Below are 12,946 nucleotides of genomic sequence, written 5' to 3' on the forward strand. Positions count from 1 at the left end.
GCCCGCGGGGCTGGTGCCGGGGCTCAACGTGAGGAGCGGGTGCCGGGGTCCAGTAGAAGGACCCGGCGCCACCGCTCAGCGCGAGGGCTTGGTGCCGCGGCCACCCAGACCGCGGGTGGTGTCCCCGTCCTTCGCGAGCTTGGCGCGCAGCTCCTTGGGCAGGGAGAAGAGGATGTCCTCCTGGGCGGTCACCACTTCCTCGACCTCCCCGTAGCCGTACTCCGCGAGCAGGTCCAGAACCTGCTGCACGAGCACCTCGGGCACCGACGCACCGGAGGTCAGCCCCACGGTGGCCACGCCCTCGAACCAGGACTCGTCCACCTGGTTGGCGAAGTCCACGCGCTCCGCGCGCCGGGCCCCGTACTCCAGGGCCACCTCCTTGAGGCGCACCGAGTTGGAGGAGTTCGCGGAACCCACCACCAGCACCAGGTCCGCCTGCGGGGCGATCTCCTTGATCGCGGCCTGCCGGTTGGAGGTGGCGTAGCAGATGTCGTCGCTGGGCGGGTCGATCATGTTGGGGAACCTGGCACGCAGCCGGTTCACCGTCTCCATGGTCTCGTCCACGCTCAACGTGGTCTGGGACAGCCACACGAGTTTGTCCGGGTCCTGGACCTCGATGCTGTCCACGTCCTCCGGGGAGTTCACGATCTGGATGTGTTCGGGGGCCTCCCCGAACGTGCCCTCGACCTCCTCGTGGCCCACATGGCCGATCAGGAGGATCTCGTAGTCGTTCTTGGCGAAGCGCACGGCCTCGCGGTGCACCTTGGTGACCAGCGGGCAGGTGGCGTCGATGGTGTGGAGGTTGCGGTCGTGGGCGGACTGCACCACCGCCGGGGACACCCCGTGGGCGGAGAACACGACCAGCGCGCCCTCAGGGACCTCGTCGGTCTCCTCCACGAACACGGCGCCGCGTTCCTCGAGCGTCTGCACCACGTGCTTGTTGTGCACGATCTCCTTGCGCACGTACACCGGCGCACCGTAGTGCTCCAGCGCCTTCTCCACGGCGATCACGGCCCGGTCCACGCCCGCGCAGTAGCCGCGCGGCGCGGCCAGCAGCACCTTGCGCCCGGTGACCGGGGCGGCGGCGGCAATCTCCTGGGGAGTGCGACGCACCCGGGGAACGGTGGGCATGGAGAGGTCAACCACGGTGGACATGTCCTCCATCGTAAGTGACCGTACGGACACGCACCACGGCGCCGGTCACACCCACCACCGCAACCCCGGCGGCCCACATCATCGCCTCCACGCAGCGCGTGACGAACGAGTCCCGCAGCAGGGAGAAGATCTGCTCCGTGACCAGGTGGGCCACGGGATCCACGGCGGAGGCGTTCACCACGGTGCGGGTGGCCACGAGCCCCAGGCACAGCAGGATCCCGGCGCACACCACCCCGGCGGCCCCCGCACCGGCGAGCGCCGTCCACCGCCGGGGTGCGCAGAGCACGCAGAGCACCGCGGCGGCACCGGCGAACCACGGCAGCACGTAGCGCCACTGGGCGAGCCGCACGAGAGCGTCCACCACCGGGCCGGTGTGCGCGCCGGGGACCGTGATCCGCAGGGCGTGGGCGTCGATGCCCGGGGAGATGCCCACGGTGTCCTGGACCTGGTGGTCCACCGCCCGGCCCAGAGCGCCGAGGTCCACCACGAGCTCGTCGGGAGCGGCACCGGCCGAGGGGGTGAGGGGGACGTTGGCGTCGTGGGTGTCGTTGAGCACCTGGATCCAGGTGCCCTCCTGCTCCGGCGCCGTGAGCCACGTGCGGGCGGCGTCCGCCACGGCCGTGCGGAGCCTCTCGACGGCCCGGTCCACGGGGGCGATGCCGGTGTCCGCGTCCTGCAGCACGCCGAGCGTGGCGCGGTCCAGCACGGTGCCCACGAGCTCGTCCTGGAAGGAGGTCTCCGTCATCACGGCGGCGGCCGTGTCCTGGAACCCGGAGGGTGAGAGCACGTGGTCCTGCAGCCACGTGATCCCCAGCCACAGCGCGAATCCCGCCCCGGCCAGCACGGCCAGCAGCGCCGCGGCGAGGCTGCGGAGGGGTGCGGGAACGCGGGGGCGCGCGGAGGAGCTCACCGCTCCACTGTAGAGAGAACACGCTGTGCGTGTCCCCGGCGGGTGATACTCATGGACCATGGACACCTCGTTCCCCCACGACGCCGCGCCCCACGCCCACGGCGCCCCCGGGCAGCAGGAACCGCCCGCTGAGCTGCCCCGGCTGGCCCGGGACACCTCCCCGGAGAACCCCTGGCCGCTGAGCAAGCTCTCGCACGCTCTGCACGGCTGGGTCCAGAAGGCCCCGGACGCGTGGGTCGAGGGGCAGGTGATCGAGGTCAACGAGCGCGCCCGCGTCTGCTACGTGACGCTGCGCGACCTCCAGGAGGAGGCGTCCGTGAACGTGACCCTCTTCAAGAAGGAGATGGCCCGCCTGGAGCGCCCGCTCGAACGGGGTTCACGCGTGGTCGTGAACCTCCAGGCGGACTTCTACGTCAAGACCGGTCGGCTCTCCATGCTGGGCCGGGACATCCGCCCCGTGGGCCTGGGGGACCTGCTGGAGCGCCTCGAACGGCTGCGCCGCGCCCTCGCGGACGAGGGTCTGTTCGACCCCGCCCGCAAGAAGCCCCTGCCCGTGCTGCCCCACCGCGTGGGCCTGATCACCGGGCGCAACTCGGACGCCGAGAAGGACGTGGTGCGCAACGCCACCAACCGCTGGCCGGGCGTGCAGTTCGAGATCCGCGAGGTCCCCGTCCAGGGCTCAGGCTCGGCACGCGCCGTCATCGGGGCGCTGGAGGAGCTCGACGCCATGGCCGAGGTGGACGTGATCGTGATCGCCCGCGGTGGCGGCGCCTTCGAGGACCTGCTCTCGTTCAGCGAGGAGTCCCTGCTGCGCGCGGTCTTCGCGGCCCGCACCCCGGTGGTCAGCGCGATCGGCCACGAGAACGACCAGCCCCTGCTGGACCACGTGGCGGACGTGCGGGCTTCGACCCCCACGGACGCCGGCAAGCGCGTGGTCCCGGACGTCCACGAGGAGCGGCTGCGCCTCGGGCAGGCCCGCGCCGCCCTGGACCGCGCCGTGGGGTCGCTGATCGAGCGGGAGCAGCAGGGCCTGGCCACCGTGCGCTCGCGCCCGGTGCTCTCCCAGCCGGACGGCATGATCCTCGTGCGCGAGGAGGACCTCGACCGCTGGCGCACCCGGGCGTGGACCGCCACGAACTCCCTCACCCTGCGGGCCCAGGACTCCGTGGCCCAGATGCGCGCCCGGGTCCGCGCACTCTCCCCGCAGCAGACCCTGGACCGCGGCTACGCCGTGGTGCAGACCGCGGACGGCTCTGTGCTCACGGATGCCTCCCGCGCCCAGGTGGGCCAGGAGCTCACCGTGCGGCTGGCCGCCGGGGAGCTCGGCGTGGACGTCACCGGCACGAGCACCCGCCAGCCGGGCGAGCACTGACCCGTTCGCCCTCCCCCGACCTCGGCACAACGAATCCCCCCGTCAGCTTTCCCGGGGCGCCCAGCAACGACACCCCACGCATCATCAGAGATCACCACCGGAAGGAACACCGTGGCACCGCAGAACCAGAACGCCGACTCCCAGCAGAGCCCCCAGCAGGGCGCGCCGGACCTCTCCGACGTCGACCACCTGAGCTACGAGCAGGCCCGCGAGCAGCTCGTGCAGATCGTCTCCCAGCTCGAGACGGGCGGCACCTCCCTGGAGGAGTCCCTGCACCTGTGGGAGCGCGGCGAGGCGCTGGCCACCCGCTGCGAGCAGTGGCTCGACGGTGCCCGGGAACGGCTCGACGCCGCCCGCGCCCGTCGTGAGGACCGGGAGCAGGCGGCGTCGTCGTCCGAGTGATGCGCGCGCGGCGCTACTGCTGGTAGGTCGAGAGGAACTCGCCCAGGCGGTCCAGGGCGGTGTCCAGCATGTCCACGGCGGGCAGGGTGACCAGGCGGAAGTGGTCCGGCTTGCCCCAGTTGAAGGCCGTGCCGTGGCTCAGCAGGATCTTCTGCTCCTTGAGCAGGTCCAGGGCGAAGCGCTCGTCGTCCACGATGCCGAACTTCTCGACGTCCAGCTTCGGGAACAGGTAGAGGGCGCCGTGGGCCTGCTCGCACGTGATGCCGTCGATCTCGTTGAGCTTGCGGTGGGCGATGTCGCGCTGCGCCTTGAGCCGCCCTCCCGGCAGGATGAAGTCGTTGATCGACTGGTAGCCGCCGAGTGCCGTCTGGATGGCGTGCTGCGCGGGGACGTTCGCGCACATGCGCATGTTGGCGAGCAGCTTGATGCCCTCCAGGTAGGACTCCGCGCGCCAGTTCGGCCCGGTGATCGCGAGCCACCCGGAACGGTAGCCGGCCACCCGGTACGCCTTGGACAGGCCCGAGAACGTCAGGCACAGCACGTCCTCGCCCGTGAGGCTCGCGGTGTTGATCATCTCCGCGCCGTCGTAGGTGATCTTCTCGTAGATCTCGTCCGAGAACAGGATGAGATCGTGCTCCTTGGCGAGGTCCACGATCTTCTGCAGGGTCTCGCGCGAGTACACCGCGCCCGTGGGGTTGTTCGGGTTGATGATGACGATGCCCTTGGTGCGCTCCGTGATCTTGGAGGCCATGTCCTCGAGGTCCGGGTTCCACCCGTTCTCCTCGTCGCACAGGTAGTGCACGGGCGTGCCGCCGGACAGCGCCACGGACGCGGTCCACAGCGGATAGTCCGGGGAGGGGATCAGGATCTCGTCCCCCGGGTTGCACAGCGCCTGCAGGGTCATGGTGATGAGCTCGGAGACACCGTTGCCCAGGTAGACGTCGTCGGTGTCCAGGTTCATGATCCCGCGCGTCTGGTAGTACTGCACCACCGCGGTGCGCGCGGAGTAGATGCCCCGGGAGTCCGAGTAGCCCTGCGCGTTCGGCAGGTTCTTGATCATGTCCACGAGGATGGCGTCCGGTGCCTCGAACCCGAAGGGTGCGGGGTTGCCGATGTTCAGGCGCAGGATGCGCTGACCGGCAGCCTCCATCTTCTCCGCCTGCTCCAGCACGGGCCCGCGGATGTCGTAGAGGACGTTCTTCAGTTTGTCGGACTGGTTCACCTTTGCCATGGGCTCAGACTACTCGGCACTCCCGCAGCCGCGGCCCAGCTCCAGGCCACCGCGCGGTTCGCCCCGGACGGGCGCGGCGACGTCGTCAGCGGGGCTGCTCGCGCACGTAGGTGGCCGCCTTCTCCGGCGTCATCGCGGGTGAGCTGCCCCCGGCCAGGCGCGTGATGGTGGTGAGGTCCTCGGACGTGAGGTCCGCGGAGACGGCGTTGACCGTGGCCGCGGCGTCGTCGCTCAGTGAGTCGGAGCCGATCACCACGGCGCGCTCCGGGCGGAAGAGCCTGTCCGGGTCGTCGAGGGCCACGAGCCCGCCGTCCTCGATCGCGGGGTCCGTGGAGGGCAGCACCGCCGCCTGGACGCCGTCGCTCAGCAGCGCGTCCACGAGCTCGTCCGTGCTGCCATACTCGGGCGCGGCCTTGGGGGTGCAGTCGTAGTAGGCCTTCAGCCCGCGCTCCCCCTGGGCACTGGCCGCGTAGCCCGTGGGCATCCCCACGCTCAGCTGCCCGCAGTGCGTGCCCACGGAGTTCATGTCCCCCAGCGAGTACTTCGCGCCGGTCGCCGCCGTCACCACCATGCGGTCCGTGCGCTGAGCCCCGGAGGAGTCCAGCAGGCGGATCCCGCGCGGCAGGACGTCCGGCAGGGCGCGGTACACGTCGTCGTCGGAGGGACCCGTCTCGCCCGTGATCCCCAGGAACTGGCCCAGGGAGTCCAGCAGGCCGCGGGGCGCGTCCGAACTCGCGGTGGGCGTGGCCGACGCCGCCGGGGAACCGCTCGCGCTCGGCTGCGGCGTCGCGGGGGTCTCGTGCTGCCGGGCGTAGACGTAGAGGTCGCCACTGAAGTCCGGGACCATCGTGGCCCGCCCGTCCTGCAGCGCGTCCATGATCTGCTCGCGCGAGGAGCCCACGTCCACCACGGACGCCTTCACCCCGTCCGCCTGCAGCCGCTGCTGGTAGAGGTGAGCGAGCACCTTCGTCTGGACGTCCACGCCGGTGGCGATCTTCACGGTGGCGCCGTCCGACGACGACGCCGAGGCCCCGGTCTGCGCGTCGTCCCCGCCGTCCTGCGGAGCAGCCTGCCCGCAGCCGGTCAGCGTGAGCGCTGCGAGGGTCAGCACGGCCACCGCGCGAACGCGCACCCGGCTGGTCACCGGTCCCCGCCGCGCCCGGGCTCGGTGGAGACGTCCTGTTCCGCGATGCTCTCGGTGGGGGTCCGTACCGCGCCCAGGCGGTCGCTGAGGCCCGCGAGCCGCAGCGCCTGGTCCACCAGGTCCAGCCGCGGGGTGGAGCCGACCTCCGCGAGCGGGATCCACGCGACGTCGTCCGAGGACCCGTCCTGCTCCACCGCCATCTCGCCGCCGGTGACGTGGGCCGTGTAGATCACCCGGAAGGCGTGGTTGCCGCGGTCCTGGCCGTCCAATCGCTGCTCGGGGGTCATCCAGTAGCTGTGCACGTCCACGAGCCCGTCCGAGTCCACGCGGAAACCGGTCTCCTCGAAGACCTCGCGGACCATGGTCTCCGCGGGCTGCTCCCCCGGTTCCATGCCCCCGCCGGGAAGCGTCCACGCACCCTCGAAACCCGGGTGGCGGGGGTTCCAGTGGGTGAGCAGCAGCTGCTCGTCACGGATGATGAGGGCGTAGGCGCCCACGCGGGAGTCGAAGGGCTGAGTCATGGGCGCCAGTCTACTGACGGGCCCCTGCGGTCCCTGACAGTCGCCGCCGGGGCCCATAATGGCCGGGTGAGCATCGTGGAGAGCGCCATCTACCGAGACGGCCGCAAGGTCGAGTCCCCCCAGTCCCTGCAGGACACCTACCGGCTGCTGCAGACGGTCATGGACCGGGCCCAGCAGGAGACCACAGAGGACGACCACGAGGACACCGTGGTTGCCTGGATCGGGCTCTACCGGCCCTCCAAGGAGGAGATCGCGTCCCTCGCCGAGCACTTCCAGCTCCACGAGCTCGCCGTGGAGGACACCGTCCAGGCGCACCAGCGGCCCAAGATGGAGCGCTACGGGGAGACCCTGTTCACGGTGATCCGCCCGGCCGTCTACCAGGACGAGACCGAGACGGTGGAGATCGGCGAGATCCACATCTTCACCGGTCCGAACTTCGTGATCACCATCCGCCACTCCGAGTCCAGCGGCGTGAGCAAGGTCCGCAAACGGGTGGAGGCGGATCCGGAGCTGCTGTGCTTCGGACCGGACGGCATCCTCTACGCGCTGCTGGACCAGATCGTGGACGACTACTTCCCCGTGCTCAGCGGCCTGGAGAACGACATCGACGAGATCGAGGACTCGTTGTTCGCGGGCGAGTCCAACGTCTCCCAGCGCATCTACGAGCTGGCGCGGGAGGTCAACGAGTTCCACCGCGGCGTGGCGCCGCTCAGCGAGGTGATGCGCCGCTACTTCGCGGGCTTCACCAAGTACGGCACGCACGAGGAGCTGCAGCACCGGCTGCGGGACGTGCTGGACCACGTGATCCAGGTCAGCGGCAAGCTGGACTCCATGCGCTCCTCGCTCACGGACGCCATGAGCCTGGACTCAACCCTCACCACCGCGCGGCAGAACGAGGCCGCGATGGTGCAGAACGACCAGATGAAGAAGATCTCCTCCTGGGCGGCCATCCTCTTCGCCCCGTCCATCGTGGGCTCCATCTACGGCATGAACTTCGAGAACATGCCCGAGCTGCACTGGACCCTGGGCTACCCCTTCGCCCTCGTGCTCATGGTGCTCGTGGGCGTGGTCCTCTACGCGGTGTTCAAGGTCAAGGACTGGCTGTGAGCGCACTCCCATCCGCCGGCGCTAGCCTGGCCGGGATGGACAACTGGGAATTCTGGCTCGACAAACCCTTCCGCGTGGTTCTGGTGATCGTGGGCGCGGTGGTGGTCTCCGCCGTCGTGCGCCTGCTCATACGCAAGATCACCCGCGGGATCGCGCGCGGCACGCAGTCGCGGATCGTGCGGCGCTTCGACCACGGGCAGGCCCGCTGGGTGCAGGATTCGGGGATCGCCGCGGAGCGGCAGGCCCTGCGGGCACGCACGATCGGCGCAGTGCTCTCCTCCGTGTCCTCGCTGGTGGTGTGGGCCATCGCGATCCTCATGGTCATCTCGGAGCTCGGGTTCAACATCGCTCCCGTGCTCGCTTCGGCGGGCATCGCGGGCGTGGCCCTGTCCTTCGGCGCGCAGTCGCTCGTGAAGGACTACCTCTCCGGGGTGTTCATCGTCGCGGAGGACCAGCTGGGCATCGGGGACTCCGTTGACCTGGGTGAGGCCATCGGCACCGTGGAGAACGTGGGGCTGCGCGTGACCCAGGTGCGGGATGTGAAGGGCACCCTGTGGCACGTGCGCAACGGCGAAATCCTGCGCGTGGGCAACCAGTCCCAGGGCTGGGCGCGCTGCGTGCTGGACATCCCCGTTCCCTACGACACGAACATCGACCTGATCGCGGACATGATCGCCCACGAGGCGCAGATGGTGCGCGACGATCCGGACATCGGGCCCAGCATCGTGGAGGACCCGGAGGTGTGGGGCGTGGAGAACGTCACCGGTGAGAACATCACGCTGCGCCTGGCGGTGAAGACCGCGCCGCTGCAGCAGTGGGACGTGGCCCGCGTGATGCGCGTGCGGATCAAGAAGATGCTGGACCGCGAGGGCCTGCGGATCCCGGCCACCAACCAGGTCACCGTGCGCACCGGCTCGGAGCCCGAGATGCAGGGCGATGCGCCCACCACCTCGTTCCCCGTGCCGCGCGTGCCGACCACCGGCAACCTGCGCACCACCCCGGTGTTTCCGCACCCCGCGGACGCGGACAGCCACACGCCGGACGGGCGCACCCCCAGCCGCGACGAGACCGGTGGCGCGGGCACCACGTCCTCCGAGCGCCGCGGGGACGGCTGAGCACTTTCAGCGGCGCTTCTTGTTCCGCCCGTTCTTGACCTTGCGCCCCGGCTTGCGGCGCAGGCCCGGCTTGGTGCTCGCGCCAGCCTTGGCCCAGCCCCCGGACTGGGCCTTCGCGGCGGGCTTCTTGGGGGTCGACGACGCCGCTGCCACCGGTTCCACGCGCTCCTTCGCCGTGGGCTGCTCGGCTGCCTTCTTCTCCCGCTGCCCGGACGACGACGCCGCGCGGCCGGCTTCCTCCCGCCCGCTGGTCTCCTTGCGACCACGGACCACGCCCACGAAACGCTGCACGGCGTCCTCGGTGTCGTCGTCCAGACCCTTCGGCCACACGAGGGCGACCGGAACGGTGGGGGCGTCCGTCAGCTCGCGGGTGGTCACGTCCTTGCGGGCGTGCAGCCGGGCCACGGACATCGGGAGGACCACGGGGCCCACACCGGCGGCCGCGAGCTCGACGGCCATGGCGGCGTCGTCGATGTCCGCGTGGGGCTGCGGCGTGGACTCCTCGGTGGGCTGCGCGACGGTGAGGGTGTCGAGGACGCCCAGGACGTCGTCGGTGCTCAGCACCGCAACCCGCAGCTCGTCGTAGAGCGGCACGGCGTGGTGGGTGGTGCGCAGGGACTCGAGCGATGGGTCCGCCGGGCTCCAGCCGAGGCGCACGAAGCACGCGGTCACGGTGCCGTCGTCCAGCGCCTCACGCCAGCCGGCGGCAGTGACCAGCTCGTCCCGCAGCACCGGACGCATCCGCCGCTCGCGCCACCGCCCGAACCACTTGCCGGGCATCACGCCGGGCACGTAGCCGATGGTGAGGCCGTGGCGGGCATCCGCGGGTTCGGATGCGGAGGGCGCCTGCGCGGCGTCGTTCCCGGCGCTCTCCTGCGGGGTCTCCCCTGCGGTCTCCGCGGGGGTCTCGTGGGCGGTCTCGACGGGCTCGGACAGCGGCACGGTGGGGTCTTCGGCGGTCATGCCACCAGCCTAGGCGCCGCGGCGCACGCGACCCGCCACGTCCGCCCCACCGGCTGATGTGCGAAAACCGGCCGGGAGGACTAGAGTGTTCCCTGTTGTTCGGGGCTTTAGCTCAGTTGGTAGAGCGTTTCGTTCGCAATGAAAAGGTCAGGGGTTCGATTCCCCTAAGCTCCACAGTCCCAGGAAGCCCGTTCCCTCCCCGGAGGGAACGGGCTTCCTGCGTGTGTGATGGACCCGAGGTGCCCGCCCCCGCCGCCCGCACCGTGGAAGTGGAGAGAATGACCGACGAACCGATGAGCCCCGAGCCCGCCTCCCACACCGCACCGGAGGATCCTCGCGCGGCTGCGTCGCGCTCCCGTCCCACCACGTCGGGGGAGCCCACAGACCCCGCGGGACCTGTGGACCCGGTTGCACCGGCCAGCAGCGGCGTGCAGTGGGGCGAGGTCCTGCGCAACGCACTGCTGGTGCTCGTCCTCTTCGTGATGCTCTGGCTCGCGTTCCACGTCAAACTGCCCTCGGCGCAGGTCCTGCGGGACCAGCTGAACGGCTGGGGCGGCCTGGCGTGGGCCGCGTTCATCGTGTTCTACGCGGCGCTCGCCGTGACCCCCATTCCCGTCTCGGTCCTGGCGATCGCCGGGGGCGTGCTGTTCGGCGTCGTCGAGGGCAGTGTGCTCTCGGTGATCGGCGCCATGCTGGGCAGCTGGGTGGCGTACTGGCTCGCTCGCGGCCTGGGGAAGGCCACGGTCACCAAGCTGCTCGGCAGCCACGCGGCCACCGTGGAGGAACGCCTGCAGGAGGCGGGCACCTCGGGCACCTACCTGCTGCGCCTGACCCCGGGCCTGCCCTACTGGGTGGTCAACTACGGCAGCGGCGCGTTCGGCGTCTCTCAACGGTCTTTTCTGATCGGCAGCGCCCTGGGCGCCGTCCCGGGGCAGGTCTCCCTCGTCGCGATCGGTGCGTTCATCACCGAGCCCACGGTGATTCACGGCACGGTCATCGGCGTGGCGTGGGTCGTCGTGCTGGTGCTGACCCTGCTCGCCTACCGGGAACTTCGCCGGGCACGCAGGGCCAGGGTATCGACGTCGGCGAGCGGCGCCGCCGAGGGCCTCGCCGGCCAGTAAGCCCGGCGGCTCAGCGGCAGCGCTCCTGAGAGTCAGCCGTGACGCCCGCCGATTGCCCGCGCACGTTCCGGAAGGTAGTTCGGTACGGGAGATTCCGTGGCTTCAGCCTCCGGGCACTGCCCGGCGCGGCGCAGCGGACGGGCAGGTGGATGAGCACGCTGTTCGCGCTCACCCCGAACAGACCCAGCAGCACCACGAGCACCACGGTGGCCGGGGTGGACCCGGTGAACAGGGTCATGGCGAGGAGCACGACGGCGGTCGCGGCCACCCCCGTGCGTCGAAGAGGCGGCAAGCTGCCGCGAGGATGCGGTCCTTGGCGGGCTCTCGGGTGCGGGTGGGCATGGCGTGTGCTCCTGGATGCTGGCGGGGATCCGACTCCATGGTTCGGCCGCGTCACCCTCCTGAGAGTGACAAGGTAGGCCAGTCCACCTCAAACAGATCCTTATTCACCCCTCGCATTCACGCGCTCCAGCGATATCATCGTTGTATGGCGATTGATCCTGACGAGCTCCCCGCCCTCGACGCGCGGGCGACGGCGGCGTACTCCCATCTCTTCCAGGCCCTCAGTGAACCCACCCGCCTGGCCGTGCTCCAGCACCTGGCCGGCGGAGAGCACCGCGTCCGGGACCTCGTGGAGCACATGGGCCTGGCCCAGTCCACGGTGAGCAAGCACCTGAGCTTCCTCGCGCAGTGCCACCTTGTGGCTGCCCGCCCCGAGGGGCGTGCCACGTGGTACTCCCTGACCCACCCGGAGGAGCTCGCGGCGGTCATCACGGCCGCGGAACGGGTCCTGCACACCACCGGCACGGACGCCGTGCTGTGCTCGCACCTCCACCATCCGCCTGTGGCCGCGGGGCTCGACGACGTCGCCACCGGCACCCGCGCCGCGCGGCTCACCGCGGTCCCCTCCGGCCGAGGTGAGCGCTGATGGGCGCGGGGCACTCCCACGGAGGGCATTCCCCCGGCTCGGGGCACGCCGGTCACGAGCACGCAGCAGCGGCGGGCGGAACCACGTGGCGGCTGTGGATCGCGTTCGGACTGACCGCGGGGATGGTGGTCGCCCAGGCGGTCGGCTCGGCGGTCACCGGGAGTCTCGCGCTGCTCACGGACACCGTCCACGCCCTGACCGACGCCCTCGGACTGCTGGTGGCTCTCGTGGCCGCGCACCTGATGGCCCGCCCGGCCAGTTCCAAGCACACCTGGGGCTTCCGGCGGGTGGAGGTGATCGCGGCGCTGGCGCAGGCCACCCTGCTGCTCGGTGTGGGGGTCTTCGCGGTGGTGGAGGGCATCCGCCGGCTCCTGGAGCCGCGCGCGGTGCCGCCCACCGAGCTGCTCGTCTTCGGCGCCCTGGGTCTGGCGTGCAACGTGGTGGCCATCCTGGTGCTCTCGTCCAGCAGGGGCGCCAACTTCAACATGCGCGCCGCGTTCCTGGAGGTGGCGAACGACGCCCTGGGCTCCCTCGGCGTGATCGTGGCCGCGGTGGTGATCGCCACGACCGGCTTCCAGCGCGCGGACACCGTGGCCGCCCTGTTCATCGCCGCGCTGATCCTGCCGAGGGCCGCTCGGATCATGCGGGAGACGGCTGCCGTACTGATGGAGTTCACGCCCCGGGGGCTGGACCTGGACCTGTTCCGCGAGCACATCATGAGCCTGCACCACGTGGTGGACGTGCACGACGTCCATGCCTCCACCGTGGCCACCGGCCTGCCCACGATCAGCGCCCACGTGGTGGTGGAGGACGAGTGCTTTCGGGACGGCCACGCGGCAGACCTGCTGCAGGACGTCAAAACCTGCGTGGCCGAGCACTTCGCCGTCTCGGTGCACCACTCCACGTTCCAGATCGAGACAGCACGCATCAAGCACGCGGAGTCCGACGAGGTCTTGCACGCCTGAGGCGGGCGTGCC

Annotated in this window: 14 protein-coding genes and 1 tRNA gene; 8 read left to right on the forward strand and 7 right to left on the reverse strand. The window is 70.7% G+C overall.

The annotated features are described in order from the left end of the window. Window positions 1–75 precede the first annotated feature (75 nt). Entirely contained in the window at window positions 76–1,155 is a 1,080-nt protein-coding gene (locus tag D8M39_RS03225; protein WP_126874398.1) for a 4-hydroxy-3-methylbut-2-enyl diphosphate reductase, read from the reverse strand. Further along, entirely contained in the window at window positions 1,139–2,065 is a 927-nt protein-coding gene (locus D8M39_RS03230) for a hypothetical protein (RefSeq protein WP_126874399.1), read from the reverse strand. Before D8M39_RS03230 ends, D8M39_RS03225 begins: the two co-directional genes overlap by 17 nt. 58 nt (window positions 2,066–2,123) lie before the next feature. Between D8M39_RS03230 and xseA the strand changes: the two genes are divergently transcribed. After that, complete coding sequence (gene xseA, locus D8M39_RS03235) at window positions 2,124–3,437, forward strand: exodeoxyribonuclease VII large subunit (protein WP_126874400.1); 1,314 nt, start codon at window positions 2,124–2,126, stop codon at window positions 3,435–3,437. Between the two features lie 111 nt (window positions 3,438–3,548). Further along, on the forward strand, window positions 3,549–3,839 hold the full coding sequence (locus D8M39_RS03240) for an exodeoxyribonuclease VII small subunit (RefSeq protein WP_126874401.1): 291 nt from the start codon (window positions 3,549–3,551) through the stop codon (window positions 3,837–3,839). Between the two features lie 13 nt (window positions 3,840–3,852). Here D8M39_RS03240 and D8M39_RS03245 read toward each other — a convergent pair whose 3' ends face one another. From D8M39_RS03245 to D8M39_RS03255, 3 genes are all read right to left on the reverse strand, one after another. Further along, window positions 3,853–5,070, reverse strand: a complete 1,218-nt coding sequence (locus D8M39_RS03245) for a pyridoxal phosphate-dependent aminotransferase (RefSeq protein WP_126874402.1) — start codon at window positions 5,068–5,070, stop codon at window positions 3,853–3,855. A gap of 85 nt (window positions 5,071–5,155) precedes the next feature. Next, window positions 5,156–6,181 carry a glycine betaine ABC transporter substrate-binding protein gene (locus D8M39_RS03250; protein ID WP_238693932.1) on the reverse strand — a complete coding sequence of 342 codons (1,026 nt, stop codon included), beginning with the start codon at window positions 6,179–6,181 and terminating at the stop codon, window positions 5,156–5,158. A 29-nt stretch (window positions 6,182–6,210) separates the two neighbouring features. Next, on the reverse strand, window positions 6,211–6,735 hold the full coding sequence (locus tag D8M39_RS03255; RefSeq protein WP_126874404.1) for an NUDIX hydrolase: 525 nt from the start codon (window positions 6,733–6,735) through the stop codon (window positions 6,211–6,213). A gap of 66 nt (window positions 6,736–6,801) precedes the next feature. Between D8M39_RS03255 and corA the strand changes: the two genes are divergently transcribed. Then, the gene (gene corA, locus D8M39_RS03260) at window positions 6,802–7,842 is read left to right on the forward strand and encodes a magnesium/cobalt transporter CorA (RefSeq protein WP_126874405.1); all 1,041 of its coding nucleotides are present in this window, start codon (window positions 6,802–6,804) and stop codon (window positions 7,840–7,842) included. A 35-nt stretch (window positions 7,843–7,877) separates the two neighbouring features. After that, complete coding sequence (locus D8M39_RS03265) at window positions 7,878–8,957, forward strand: mechanosensitive ion channel family protein (protein WP_055086416.1); 1,080 nt, start codon at window positions 7,878–7,880, stop codon at window positions 8,955–8,957. A 6-nt stretch (window positions 8,958–8,963) separates the two neighbouring features. On the opposite strand, the gene D8M39_RS03270 is transcribed toward D8M39_RS03265, so the two are convergent. Beyond that, the gene (locus D8M39_RS03270) at window positions 8,964–9,920 is read right to left on the reverse strand and encodes a LysR substrate-binding domain-containing protein (protein ID WP_126874406.1); all 957 of its coding nucleotides are present in this window, start codon (window positions 9,918–9,920) and stop codon (window positions 8,964–8,966) included. 101 nt (window positions 9,921–10,021) lie between these two features. On the opposite strand from D8M39_RS03270, the gene D8M39_RS03275 reads away from it, so the two are divergent. Both D8M39_RS03275 and D8M39_RS03280 read left to right on the forward strand, forming a co-directional pair. Beyond that, a tRNA-Ala gene (locus D8M39_RS03275) sits at window positions 10,022–10,094 on the forward strand. Between the two features lie 104 nt (window positions 10,095–10,198). Beyond that, the gene (locus D8M39_RS03280) at window positions 10,199–11,041 is read left to right on the forward strand and encodes a TVP38/TMEM64 family protein (RefSeq protein WP_126874407.1); all 843 of its coding nucleotides are present in this window, start codon (window positions 10,199–10,201) and stop codon (window positions 11,039–11,041) included. A 10-nt stretch (window positions 11,042–11,051) separates the two neighbouring features. On the opposite strand, the gene D8M39_RS03285 is transcribed toward D8M39_RS03280, so the two are convergent. Then, complete coding sequence (locus D8M39_RS03285; RefSeq protein WP_127434837.1) at window positions 11,052–11,309, reverse strand: hypothetical protein; 258 nt, start codon at window positions 11,307–11,309, stop codon at window positions 11,052–11,054. Window positions 11,310–11,528: 219 nt separating this feature from the next. Between D8M39_RS03285 and D8M39_RS03290 the strand changes: the two genes are divergently transcribed. Together D8M39_RS03290 and D8M39_RS03295 are read left to right on the forward strand one after the other, a co-directional pair. Further along, window positions 11,529–11,969, forward strand: a complete 441-nt coding sequence (locus D8M39_RS03290) for a helix-turn-helix transcriptional regulator (RefSeq protein WP_094394551.1) — start codon at window positions 11,529–11,531, stop codon at window positions 11,967–11,969. Further along, entirely contained in the window at window positions 11,969–12,934 is a 966-nt protein-coding gene (locus D8M39_RS03295) for a cation diffusion facilitator family transporter (RefSeq protein ID WP_055086422.1), read from the forward strand. The genes D8M39_RS03290 and D8M39_RS03295 overlap by 1 nt, the downstream gene beginning before the upstream one ends. Window positions 12,935–12,946 lie beyond the last annotated feature (12 nt).

This window comes from Kocuria sp. HSID17590, from assembly GCF_003989485.1.
Classification (GTDB): domain Bacteria; phylum Actinomycetota; class Actinomycetes; order Actinomycetales; family Micrococcaceae; genus Kocuria; species Kocuria salsicia.